At 58.6% G+C, this 12,382-nt stretch carries 10 protein-coding genes; 3 read left to right on the plus strand and 7 right to left on the minus strand.

Annotated elements, in window-relative coordinates:
- Window positions 1-1,003 precede the first annotated feature (1,003 nt).
- From ACB035_RS17250 to selD, 3 genes are read right to left on the minus strand one after another with little or no spacing between them, the layout of a single operon-like run.
- Window positions 1,004-1,648, minus strand: a complete 645-nt coding sequence (locus ACB035_RS17250; protein ID WP_371167788.1) for an MBL fold metallo-hydrolase — start codon at window positions 1,646-1,648, stop codon at window positions 1,004-1,006.
- A gap of 22 nt (window positions 1,649-1,670) precedes the next feature.
- Entirely contained in the window at window positions 1,671-2,786 is a 1,116-nt protein-coding gene (gene mnmH / locus ACB035_RS17255) for a tRNA 2-selenouridine(34) synthase MnmH (protein ID WP_371167789.1), read from the minus strand.
- Window positions 2,783-3,820, minus strand: a complete 1,038-nt coding sequence (gene selD / locus ACB035_RS17260) for a selenide, water dikinase SelD (protein WP_371167790.1) — start codon at window positions 3,818-3,820, stop codon at window positions 2,783-2,785. The genes mnmH and selD overlap by 4 nt, the downstream gene beginning before the upstream one ends.
- A gap of 368 nt (window positions 3,821-4,188) precedes the next feature.
- On the opposite strand from selD, the gene ACB035_RS17265 reads away from it, so the two are divergent.
- Window positions 4,189-4,617 carry a GNAT family N-acetyltransferase gene (locus ACB035_RS17265; protein ID WP_371167791.1) on the plus strand — a complete coding sequence of 143 codons (429 nt, stop codon included), beginning with the start codon at window positions 4,189-4,191 and terminating at the stop codon, window positions 4,615-4,617.
- A gap of 34 nt (window positions 4,618-4,651) precedes the next feature.
- Here the strand turns inward: ACB035_RS17265 and ACB035_RS17270 are convergent, their stop codons facing one another.
- The 3 genes from ACB035_RS17270 to ACB035_RS17280 form a co-directional block, all read right to left on the minus strand.
- Window positions 4,652-5,836, minus strand: a complete 1,185-nt coding sequence (locus tag ACB035_RS17270; protein ID WP_371167792.1) for an acyltransferase family protein — start codon at window positions 5,834-5,836, stop codon at window positions 4,652-4,654.
- 350 nt (window positions 5,837-6,186) lie between these two features.
- Complete coding sequence (locus ACB035_RS17275; RefSeq protein WP_005336736.1) at window positions 6,187-7,380, minus strand: class I SAM-dependent methyltransferase; 1,194 nt, start codon at window positions 7,378-7,380, stop codon at window positions 6,187-6,189.
- A 113-nt stretch (window positions 7,381-7,493) separates the two neighbouring features.
- Window positions 7,494-8,924: a methyl-accepting chemotaxis protein gene (locus ACB035_RS17280; protein ID WP_346212226.1), complete on the minus strand. Its 1,431-nt coding sequence runs from the start codon at window positions 8,922-8,924 to the stop codon at window positions 7,494-7,496.
- A gap of 82 nt (window positions 8,925-9,006) precedes the next feature.
- Between ACB035_RS17280 and ACB035_RS17285 the strand changes: the two genes are divergently transcribed.
- Window positions 9,007-9,279 (plus strand): acylphosphatase, encoded by a 273-nt coding sequence (locus ACB035_RS17285; RefSeq protein WP_005345583.1) that lies wholly within the window; start codon window positions 9,007-9,009, stop codon window positions 9,277-9,279.
- Window positions 9,280-9,294: 15 nt separating this feature from the next.
- Complete coding sequence (locus ACB035_RS17290) at window positions 9,295-10,161, plus strand: CHAD domain-containing protein (RefSeq protein WP_371167793.1); 867 nt, start codon at window positions 9,295-9,297, stop codon at window positions 10,159-10,161.
- 137 nt (window positions 10,162-10,298) lie between these two features.
- Here ACB035_RS17290 and metG read toward each other — a convergent pair whose 3' ends face one another.
- Window positions 10,299-12,332 carry a methionine--tRNA ligase gene (gene metG / locus ACB035_RS17295; protein WP_041202234.1) on the minus strand — a complete coding sequence of 678 codons (2,034 nt, stop codon included), beginning with the start codon at window positions 12,330-12,332 and terminating at the stop codon, window positions 10,299-10,301.
- Window positions 12,333-12,382 lie beyond the last annotated feature (50 nt).

Consider the following 12,382-nt stretch of genomic DNA (forward strand, 5'->3'; position numbering starts at 1 on the left):
AGTTTGAATTCGGCAGTAAATGAGCGACGTAATCTTGTCATTGAACACCTCAGGTCATGGTGGCGACTGTACCACCTAAAATGGTGTCCGGGATGATTAGACCACTACAGTTCAAGAAGGGTCTGAAATTGATATCGAAGGAAGTGCGCTCTAAAGTAGCGTAAACAAGACACCGGTTTGAGGCCGGTGTCAGGTGATAACTAGGTCTGTACAATAAATCAATCCTCACCCTCGGGTGGGGATTTTTTATTTTCAGGGGGTATTTATGATTTAAAATGTCAGAATATCTTGCGGTCGCTTATCAAATAATTGTGGCTCAAGAACAAGAGATAGAAATAAACGCGCTTATTTTTCATGACTGTGATGGCAATAAAAAATTATATATCATTAATTGTCTTGTTGAACTTAATAGTGAAAATTCTTACAAGATAGATAGAGGTAAGTCCGCTACCAATAAGACTGCAAACATGTAGATAGGGTGATGCTTCAATAATTCCATTTCGCATGGCAGATGGGCATACTATAAAAATAGTCAACAAGAAGCACATAGGGATATTGATTGTATGCTGTCTATTTATCGCATTTCTATCATCTGGCCATATGAAAAAACCATATCTATATGCCATAACTAAAAAAATGGTGATCAACAATAGGTAGTATATAACTTGAGGCAGTACATAGGTTAGTAAGCTGCTGTCACTGGCCTGAATGGGGACAAACTCAGCTCTATATATTATTTCAAATGCAATATTAACGAGTAGTATTATTATCCCATGAATGATTGTTGGGCGTTTGTAATCTCTGATTCTATATCTGGCTCGTGACTTCTTCAGGAAAAAAATACATAACAATATGGCAATAGCTAAAGCAAGATACATTTTTGTTCCCAAGTTTTGATGGTCAGAGACAAACCATGGTGAATTATAAAGACTCGCTTGTACCTATAGCAATGAGGACTTCATAAAAAAAGGAAAAGGCAGCGGAACACCGCTGCCTTTTTTGATCACCAGATAGGCTGGGTCAGGTAGGGGTTGCTCACCTTCTCGCGGCCGAAGGTGGAGCTGGGGCCGTGGCCCGGGATAAAGACGATTTCGTCACCCAGCGGCAGCAGGGTCTCGGTGATCGACTTGATCAGCGTACCGTGATCGCCACGGGGGAAGTCGGTGCGGCCGATGCTGCCGGCAAACAACACGTCGCCAACCCAGGCGAGTTTTTCGGCCTGACTCAGCAGCACGATATGACCCGGGGTGTGGCCGGGGCAGAAGTAGACCTCCAGCTCGCACTGGCCAAGCTGCACCTTGTCACCCTGCTCCAGCCAGCGATCCGGCGTGAAGGCGGGGGTATGGGCGAAGCCGAACATCTGGCTCTGCTGGGGCAGCATGTCGAGCCAGAAGGCGTCCTCCTTGTGGGGGCCGGTAATGGCGACGCCGGTCTTTTCCCGCAGAGCGGCGGCGGCACCCACATGATCCAGATGACCGTGGGTCAGCAGGATATGAGTCAGGGTCAGGCCGCGCTTGGCGATGGCAGCCAGCAGTTTTTCCGCTTCGCCGCCCGGATCGATCAGGGCCGCCTGATGGGTCTCGTCACACCAGATGAGGGAGCAGTTCTGGGCGAACTGGGTGACCGGGATCACCTCGAATTTCAACATAGAGTTCCTCTCTTGGGATGGGTCAGCCGCGCAGCGAGCTGGCATGCTGCTCGGCGAAATAGTCGAGACAGGCCTGTTTGTCACCGCGGAATACGATGCGCTCCTGCTTGTTGCCAAGCTGGTAGAGATACATGGGGTCGTAGTAGCGGGTCAGCAGCAACGTGATCCAGGCTAGATGCAGCGCGGTATCGCCGCTCTTTTCCTGCTCGGTGAGAGAGGTCTTCATCAGGGCATCCAGCTCACGATGGGCCTGATCGCCGAGGCGGCGCTTGAGACGGGCCAACGCATCGGTGAGGTAGGCGGCAAACAGCGGCCAACCGGCTTCCTGGCCATACATGGCTTGATAGCGCAGCCAGAGATCGTGCACGTAATCTTCACGGATCTGCTCGGCCCGATCGATTTGCGGAACATCCACCACCACCAGCGGCGCCTGACTCATGGCCTCATGGAGGGAGAGGGGCAGGCAGCAGCGGCCAATCAGGCGACTCTCATCTTCGACCACGAAGGCCTGCTCGCCGCGATGGCGGCGCTTGAGCAGTTCGATGGCGAGGTTGTTTTCAAAATTGATGTTGCTGGGCTGGCCGCCGGGCAGCTGACCAAACGACGAGCCCCTGTGATGGGCGTGTCCTTCCAGATCGAGTGCCTGGGCCACGTGGTCCAGCATATGGGTCTTGCCGGAACCGGTCATGCCGGTCAGCACAGTCCAGTGGCACTCGGCAGAGGCCTTGTCCTGGGTGTCGATCAGGAAGCGGCGCAGCTCCTTGTAGCCACCGGCGACGCGGGGGCGAGTCACCCCGGCATCAGCCAGCCACTGTTGTACGGTTTGCGAGCGCAGGCCGCCGCGAAAGCAGTAGAGCAGGGCATCGGGCTGCTTGCGCAACTGCGTCAGCCAGCCTTCGAGTCGTTCGGCACGCACTGCTCCCCCCACCAGCTTGTGTCCAAGCTCAATGGCGGCGGCCTGACCCTGCTTCTTGAAGCAGGTCCCCACCTGGGCGCGCTCATCGTCTGTCATCAAGGGCAGGCTGGTCGAGCAGGGGAAGGCCCCCTCCTTGAACTCGATGGGGGCGCGCACATCAATCAACGGCACATCGCCTAAAAAAATCTGGGCGTAGTCCGTGGCCAGTGGCAATTCACTCATTGGACAATCTCGATAAAACGGGAGCCCTCAAGGGGCTTGATCTGGCCGATGGGCGAGAGCGAAATGCCAGCCTCTTGCGCGATGGCGAGCAGATCGGCTTCGCTCTCTTTACCCACGGCGACCAGCAGGCCGCCGCTGGTTTGCGGATCACACATGATGTTGCGGGTGCGATCGTCCATGGCATCGAGCTTGTGGCCGTAGGAGTCGTGGTTGCGCAGGGTCCCGCCCGGGACGCAGCCCTCGGTGAGGTAGTAATCCACCTCGTCCAGCAGCGGCAGCGCCTTGAAGTCGAGACGGGCGCTGACATTGGATCCTTCGCACATCTCCAGCAGGTGACCGGCCAGACCAAAACCGGTGACGTCGGTCATGGCGTGAACCCCCGGCAGCTCGGCAAAACGCTGGCCAATCTTGTTGAGGGTGCACATGGCGTTGGGGGCCAGTTGCTCGTGTTCCGGCTTCAGCTTGCCCTTCTTCTGGGCGGTGGTGAGGATACCGATACCAAGAGGCTTGGTCAGATAGAGGGTGTCACCCACCTTGGCGGTGTCGTTCTGCTTGATGGCATCCAGAGGCACGATACCGGTTACCGCGAGGCCGAAGATGGGCTCGGGGGCATCGATACTGTGGCCACCGGCCAGCGAAATGCCCGCTTCGTGGCACACCTGACGGCCGCCATCGATCACCTGCTGGGCCACTTCGGCGGGCAGGGTATTGATGGGCCAGCCGAGGATGGCGATGGCAACGATGGGCTTGCCCCCCATGGCGTAGATATCGCTGATGGCGTTGGTGGCGGCGATGCGGCCAAAGGTGAAGGGGTCATCGACGATGGGCATGAAGAAGTCGGTGGTGGAGACAATGCCCTGACCGTTGCCGATATCGACCACGGCCGCGTCATCTTTGCTGCTGTTGCCAACGATCAGGGTCGGGTCGTTGAAGCCCGGGATCTGGCTCTTGAGAATGGTGTCGAGTACCTTGGGAGAAATTTTGCAGCCGCAGCCAGCGCCGTGGCTGTATTGGGTCAGACGAATAGAAGACATACTTACTCCTTTTATTTGCAAACAGAGCAGAGGCTCTGTGGAGCCGTCTTGGTCAATGGGCGGCCTTGTAGAGAGAATGACAAGAAGCCGCAAATATGGGTGGCCTCGGTGCCGACAGGGGCAGCGATGACTGGCAGTTATGAAGGACCGCCAGCGCAGCCCCGCCAAGGGCCACAGGACGGGGCATTATGCCACATTTGCCCCTTGGGGTTCGAACAGGAATTCACATAAACAGCAGGGAATTGCCTGCACTTGCCTGTCATCGGTCTGGATCCGGCGCTGGCTGATTGATTGCAGTACAGATGCAGCAAAGAGAACGTCAAAGAGACCAACAGCACGCAACTGCTGATCTACAACAGGAGAGCTTAGTGACCACCACACTTTTGGTTAACCACCCCATCACCACGGCGCAGTTTGCGGCGTTGTTGGCGCAGACCTCGCTGGGGGCGAGACGGCCGCTGGCGCATCCAGCCACCCTGCAGGGCATGCTGGATAACGCCAATTTGCTGATCACCGCCTGGCAGGGCGAGACCCTAGTCGGGGTGGCCCGCTCGGTGACCGATTTTCATTTTTGCTGCTACCTCTCGGATCTGGCGGTGGCCGAGTCGGTGCAGGGGCAGGGGATTGGCAAAGCCCTTATTCGCGAGACGTTTTTGCAATTGCAGCCGGGCTGCAAGCTGATCCTGCTGGCCGCACCGCAGGCGGTGGCATACTACCCCAAGCTCGGATTTAGCCAGCACCCGAGCGCCTGGGTGATGAGCAGTCTGGATGAACTGGTGCTGGATGAGTTGGCATAAGCCCGTCAACTCATCCAGACAGGGCGAGATTAGCTTATCCTGCTTGCTCCAACGCCGGTTGCCGTGACTTGCCCCAGCGGCGCAGGCGCCGTTGCAGTGGCCGCTCCAGCAGGTTGTAGCTCAACGCCGAGAGTCCGATCAGCACTGCCAGCATCAGCAAGGTTGCCACTACCCCCAGCAGCGGGTTGGTTTGGCCATACCACCACTCGGTGAGCCCCGGTGCCAGATAGTGGATGAGCTCGCAGCCAGTGAGCAGCACCAGCGCATGGAGCAGGTAGATGGAGTAGGAGAGATCCCCCAGCCAGTTGGTGAAGCGGTTATCCAGCAGGCGCAGCAGCGGGCTCTGGCGCTCCCCCTGGGCGGCTGAAATCCAGATCAGCAGCACGTAGGAGCCGATCAGCAGCAGGGTCAGTTGCGGCGTCATGGTGAACTGCATCAGCGCGAAGGGCAGCACAAAGGCGACCAGCAGTGGCAGATCATGATTCATCATGGGCGAGCCTTTCGCGGCTTTGACCCTTGGCAGCAGCCAGAGGCCGAGCACAAATTCACTTACCCCGCGCCCCACCGCCAGCGCGCCGCTGGTGACATCCAGCGTGCCGCGACTGTGTACGATAAAGGCCAGCACCGTCAGCGCCAGCAGGGGAGCGAGATGGCTCCAGCGACTGCGGGTTACCGCCAGCGGAATCAGCAGCGGGAACACTAGGTAGCTGATCCACTCTACGCTGAGCGACCAGGCGGCGAAGTTCCAGGTCAGCCCGTGATCGGTCACCACCTGCAGCAGCAGGAAGGCGCTTGGCAGCGCCTCGGCCGGGGTGAAGGGGGAACCGAAAGGCGGCATCCCTTCCCACTCCCACATCTTGAACAAGGGGCCGGCGTAGAAGCCCACCCCGTGCCGCGCCTTGTAAAGCTCCCAGCCAACCAGTAACAGCAGGGTCACCAGATAGAGGGGGTAGACGCGGGTCAGCCGCAGCCAGAGAAAGCGGCCATAGCCCACGGTGCGGGGCGTGCGGGTGAAGGCCTCCCCATAGACATGGGCCAGCACCACGCCGCTCAAAATAAAGAACAGATCGACCCAGAGGTAGCCGTTCTCGATGAGTTGGGTGTGGCCTGCGATCAGCTCCATCCACTGAGGAAAGAGCAGCAAGCGGGCATGGAACAGCACCACCATCAGGGCAGCGATGCCCCGCAGCGGCGTTAACAGCGGCAATGATTGATTCATAACGGGATCCCTTGTGATGTTCAGCTTGGCCTGACATCTATTTTGTTGTTGTGCCGTCCATCAATCCTGACGGTGCGGCTGCCCCGGCTTGGCTGCCGCAGGCGGGATCACACTACGAAAAAGAGAGTCATACGGATGTGATTTGAATCATAAATGTGCAGTTATTGTGCAAAGTAATTTAAACAGAGAAGAAGTGGGGCGCCGGCAGCAAAAGAGGAGGAGAAGGAACGCGAATAAAGCAGAGAGGGTGGTCATCGGGGCGAGCGTCAGGCTCAGGTTTATACGGCGCGATGCAAAGCAATCAGGCCCGCAAGGGGCCTGATTGATCACAAGGGGAGGGTGGTTGCCGATCAGCGGGCGCGTACCACCAGACCCTTGAGGTAGAAGCCTTCCGGATAGGCGGTACCGATAGGGTGATCAGAGGCCTGGGAGAGCAGCTCCAGGATCTGGGCATCGCGACCGGCATCGAGCGCCGCATCGGCAACGATCTTCTGGAACAGGCTCTGCTCCATCAGGCCGGAGCAAGAGTAGGTCAGCAGCACGCCACCCGGCGCCAGCAGCTGGAATGCCAGCATGTTGATGTCCTTGTAGCCTCGGCAGGCACCCAGCAGCTGGGCCTTGCTCTCGGCAAACTTGGGCGGATCCAGCACGATGACATCGAACTTCTCGCCCTTCTCGCGGTATTCACGCAGCAGCTTGAACACGTCGTGACGGACAAACTGGGTGTTGCTGGTATCCAGCCCGTTCAGCTCGGCATTCTGGCGGGCGATATCCAGCGCATTCTGGGAGAGATCGACGTTGACCACTTCCTTGGCGCCGCCCTTGAGGGCATAGACGCCAAACCCACCGGTGTAGCAGAAGCAGTTGAGGACGCGCTTGCCTTCGGTGTATTTGGCGGCAGCCTGACGGTTGTCACGCTGATCCAGATAGAAACCGGTTTTATGGCCGTTGCGAATATCCACCAGGATCTTGACGCCACCGTTCTCCTCGATGACCACCGGCTCGTTCGGGGTCTCGCCATAGATGACGCCGGTGCGCTCTTTCAGCCCTTCCTTCTTGCGCACTGCCACGTCGGAGCGCTCATAGATGCTGCACTCTGGGTAGAGGGTACGCAGTGCTTGCGTTATCAGCTCACGCTGGAACTCGGCACCGGCGGAGAGGATCTGGCACACCAGAAAATCGGCATAACGGTCGATGGTCAGACCCGGCAGGCCGTCGGATTCGGCGGCGCAGAGGCGATAGCCGGTGAGGCCCTGGCGCTTGATCAGCGGATCGCGAGACTCCTGTGCATATTTGAGACGACGGATAAAGAAGTCGAGATCGACGGTCTCATCCTTGTCGAAGGTCCAGACCCGGGCACGGATTTGGGAACTGCCTGACCAGGCGCCACGGGCGAGCCACTTGCCATCGTTGGCATAGATCTCGACGGTATCGCCGTCAATGGGGTTGCCCTGAACCCGCTCAATCCCCTTGGAGAAGATCCAGGGGTGGCGACGCAGCAGGGATTTTTCGCGGCCTTTGACGAGATAGATGGAAGCGCTCATGGATGTTTGCCGATGGTAGAAAGAAAAGGGGCCACATTCTATGTGGCCCGCAGGTAAAACTCAAACAACCCTGTGTAATGGATGGGGTTGCCCTGATCTGACACCTCATATGGTCAGAGCTTAATCCCCTTGAGTGCTTGGGTCAGTTCGCTGGCGGTGGCTTTCAGCCCTTGTGTGCCGGCTACCGAGGCGCTGGCAGACTCCTCCACCTGCGCCGCTTCATGGCGTACCTGATCCAGATTGTGGGTGATCTCGGCGGCGACCGAGCTCTGCTCTTCGCTCGAGGTAGCGATCTGGGTGCTCATCTCCAGCACCGCATCGCTATGGTTGCTCAGCTTCTCGATATCGAGCCCCACTTCGCTGATGAGCTGCTGGCTGCTGGCGGCGCGCCCCACGGTTTTCTCCATGATCTCGTTTAGCGCGCCGGTACCGGTCTGCAGCTCTTCGATCATCTGCTGGATCTCCACCGTCGCCTGCTGGGTACGGCTGGCGAGGGTACGCACCTCATCAGCTACCACCGCAAAGCCGCGACCCTGCTCACCGGCACGGGCCGCTTCGATGGCGGCGTTGAGGGCCAACAAGTTGGTCTGCTGGGAGATGGCGTTGATGACGTTGACCACCTCGTTGATCCGGTTGGCGTTGTGGGTTAGCCGCTCGACCGCGCCGGAGGCGTTGCCAATCTCGTCGGCCAGAGTACGGATCGCCTCTATGGTGCGGGCTACCCGGTTGGCGCCATTGGCTGCCTCTTCGCTCGACTGGCGGGTTTGTTGCAGGGTGTCGTTGGCATTGCGCGCCACTTCGCGAATGGCGGCTGACATCTGCTCCATGGCGGTGGCCAGTGAATCCATGTGCTGGCGCTGTGAACGCGCCATGGTCTCGCCTTCGCGGGCATGGTCACGAAACTCGTCGGCGGCCATGGTCAGCGCTTCGGCAGACTCCTCCACCAGTTTGACGATCTGGTGCTGGCGGTCGGTAAATCGGTCGATGCTGCCTGCCAGGGTGGAGAACTCGTCGCGCACCGGGAAGAAGTTGAGTCGGAAGGTGAGATCCCCGTCCGCCACGGTTTGCAACGCCTTGTTGGTGGAGTAAAGCGCTCCGGAGACAAAGGTCATCATGTAGTGGATCACCAGCGCCATCAGGGCTGCCAGCGCGCCGATGAGGAGCAGGGTCGAGCCCTGCCCCTCCCACATGGAGAGGTTGCCGGTATCGAGATCACCGGTTACGTAGCCTGCCTGACCCGCTGGCTCGCTAAAGAGGTAGTGATCTCCTTGCTGCTGCAACCCGCGGCTGCCTTGCCGGGTCAGACGCAGATCAGCAGGCAACACCAGAGTGGGCTGCTGGCTGACCAGCTGCGCCGTGGTCTCGACCCGTTGCTGCAACTGCGCTACCCGCAGGGAGATCTCCTGCTGATGGCTGGCTGCCAGCATATACCAGCTGAGAAAGGCGATGATGAAGAGAGGTAACCAGAACGCGATATGGAATTTTTCACTGATGGTGAGGTGAATGAGATAGCGGTCAACCCACCGGAATTTAACTTCTTTCATAATGGAGCTGCATCCTGCAGAGATAGAGTGTCGGGCACATTATCGTCTCGGGAATTTTTTTCTTAAGCGGAAGGTGTGAGAAATGGGAGAGCAATCGTTTGTCATTCGGGTGTGGGGGCAGGTGCAGGGGGTGGGATTTCGCTATTTCACCCGTGAGCGGGCGCTGCAACTGGGTTTGCGGGGCCATGCCTACAACCTGGAGGATGGATCGGTGGAGATCCTCATCAGTGGCCCTGCGCAGGGGGTGCAGATGATGCTGGGTTGGTTGGAGCATGGCCCGCGCACCGCCAGGGTGACCCGGATGGAGTATGAAGAGGCGCTGCCGCCCACCGGTCAGGGCTTTCACACCAACTGAAGGGGCGGAGACGAGATGGACGCTGACAAGGAAGGTCTGTTGCTGACTCAGGCAACAAGCTGGGTCGCCCGTTATCAGGAGGCGGCGCGAGCGGTGCGCGAAGAGGCCAGTGAACCGGCCGTGCATGGCTACCGTATCGCGGCGCGCCGCTTGCTGGCGCTGCTCGCCCTGTGGCGGCCACTCACCTATCATCCCGAGCTGGAGCAGCGTCTGCTGCGCTCGGTCGGGCGGCTCTCGGCGCTGCGGGATGCTCAGGTCTACGCCGAGCGTTTTGGCAAGCCGCCTGCCAGCACTGGTAATACCCACAAATCGGCCTGTCGCGTGCCCCTGTTGTCGAGGCGACTGGCCCGCTGGCTCGCGGTGGTGGCGCAGGTGCAGGATGCGCGGGCATTGGCGTTCCTCTATCAGCAGCATCTGGCCCTGCGCCTTGATGAGGCACAGAGCGCTCTCGATGAACCTATTCCCTGTGTTGGGAAATCTGCCAGCTCCCGTCAGCAACAGTTGCGCCGCTGGCATCGGCTGCGCCTCGAGATCAAGCAGGCCCGTTATGGCGTGGAACTGTTGCTGGATCTGGGGAGTGGGGATCCCGGTTGGTTGAGCACCCTGACTCACTGGCAGGAGCGACTCGGCCAGTTGCAGGATTGGCGTCAATGGCGGCGGAGGTTGCGAGCAGAGCAGGGGAACACCCGCAAGCAGACGAAACTGCGGCAGCAGTTGAAGGGGAAGATCACCGCCCGTTTGTGTCAACTGGACTGCCAGCAGGCGGAGCTGGTGGCGCTCAAATTGGCGATGCAGGCAGGCCACAACATGGATGACATGGCAAGTCGGGTGGTCAGGTATTCAGAACAAAATGTATCGCCCGCGAATCCCGGTGGTGGATAGCCCCGAGACCGCAATCTGCGGACGTCATCCGCGATCAGCATCTACAAAAACTATCCAAGCCAAACAGGTGAGATAAAAAAAGAGAGGCCGTTTGGCCTCTCTTCTCTATCTGGCTGTGGTCGCAGTCAGCGATGTGCTTACTTGACGCGCATACCCGGCTGGGCGCCTTCCTGCGGCTCCAGGATCCAGAGATCCTTGCCGCCCGGGCCTGCGGCCAGCACCATGCCTTCGGACATGCCGAAACGCATCTTGCGCGGCGCCAGGTTGGCCACCATCACGGTCAGCTTGCCTTCCAGATCTTCCGGGTTGTAGGCGGACTTGATACCGGCAAACACCTGACGGGTCTCGCCGCCGATATCCAGTTGCAGCTTGAGCAGCTTCTCGGCTTCCGGTACCGCTTCGGCCTTCTTGATCAGCGCGACGCGCAGGTCAATCTTGGCAAAATCGTCATAGGTGATGGTTTCGCTGATGGGGTCATCAGCCAGCGGGCCGCTCACTTTCGGTGCCTGCTCTTTGGCCAAGTCTTCCTTGGATGCCTCGATCATGGCTTCAATCTTCGCCGGCTCGATGCGTGAGAAGAGGGCTTTGAACGGTGCCACGGTGTGATCGACCAGCGGCATCTCGATGCCATCCCAGCTGAGGGTTTCGGCCAGGAAGGCTTCGGCACGCTCGGCCAGCAGCGGCATGACGGGCTTGAGGTAGGCCATCAGTACGCGGAACAGGTTGATACCGACGGAGCAAACAGCTTGCAGCTCGGCGTCAGCCCCTTCCTGCTTGGCGATGACCCAAGGAGCCTTGTCATCCACATAGCGGTTGGCCTTGTCGGCCAGCGCCATGATTTCGCGGATGGCACGGCTGAACTCGCGGCTCTCATAGGCTTCCGCAATAGCGGTACGGGCGTTGGCGAATTCGGCGTAGAGTTCGGGTTCGGCGCAGGTGGCAGCCAGCTTGCCGCCAAAACGCTTGGCGATAAAACCGGCGTTGCGGGAGGCGAGGTTGACCAGCTTGTTGACCACGTCAGCGTTGACCCGCTGCACGAAATCTTCGAGGTTCAAGTCCAGATCGTCGATGCGGCTGTTGAGCTTGGCGGCGTAGTAGTAACGCAGGCACTCCGGATCCAGGTGGTTCAGGTAGGTGGATGCCTTGATAAAGGTGCCCTTGGATTTGGACATCTTGGCGCCGTTGACGGTCACATAGCCGTGCACGTTGACCTTGGTCGGCTTGCGGAAGTTGGCACCTTCCAGCATGGACGGCCAGAACAGGCAGTGGAAGTAGGCGATATCCTTGCCGATGAAGTGGTAGAGCTCGGCGTCGGAGTCCGCTTTCCAGTAGCTGTCAAAGTCGATGTCGCCACGTTTGTTGCACAGGTTCTTGAAAGAGGCCATGTAACCGATGGGGGCATCCAGCCAGACGTAGAAGTACTTGCCCGGGGCGCCGGGAATTTCGAAACCGAAGTAGGGGGCGTCACGGGTGATGTCCCACTGTTGCAGGCCGCTTTCGAACCACTCCTGCATCTTGTTGGCCATCTCTTCCTGAATGGCGCCGGAGCCGCGCACCCACTCAGAGAGCCATTTTTCAAACTGCGGCAGGTCGAAGAAGAAGTGCTCGGAGTCCTTCATCACCGGAGTCGCGCCGGAGACGGCAGATTTCGGATCGATCAGCTCTGTCGGGCTGTAGGTAGCGCCGCAGCTGTCGCAGTTGTCGCCATACTGCTCCGGAGATTTGCACTTGGGGCAGGTCCCCTTGACGAAACGGTCCGGCAGGAACATGGATTTTTCCGGATCGAACAGCTGGGAGATGGTGCGGCTCTTGATAAAGCCACCATTTTTCAGGCGGCCATAGATCAGCTCCGCCAGCTCGCGGTTTTCGTCGCTGTGGGTGGAGTGATAGTTGTCAAAGCTGATGTTGAACCCGGCGAAATCAGCCTGGTGCTCCTTGGAGACAGCGGCAATCATCTCTTCCGGGGTGATCCCCATCTGCTGTGCCTTGAGCATGATCGGGGTGCCGTGGGCATCATCGGCACAGATGAAGTGCACCTGATGGCCGCGCATTCGCTGATAACGAACCCAGATATCGGCCTGGATATGTTCCAGCATGTGGCCAAGATGGATGGAGCCATTGGCATAGGGGAGGGCGCAGGTTACCAGCATTTTACGAGGATCAGTTGCCATATTACGTTCTTGATGTGCTTGTTGGGATGATAGAGTGCCGTGCATGTTAC

Source organism: Aeromonas sp. S12(2024) (assembly GCF_041402305.1).
GTDB lineage: Bacteria > Pseudomonadota > Gammaproteobacteria > Enterobacterales > Aeromonadaceae > Aeromonas > Aeromonas veronii.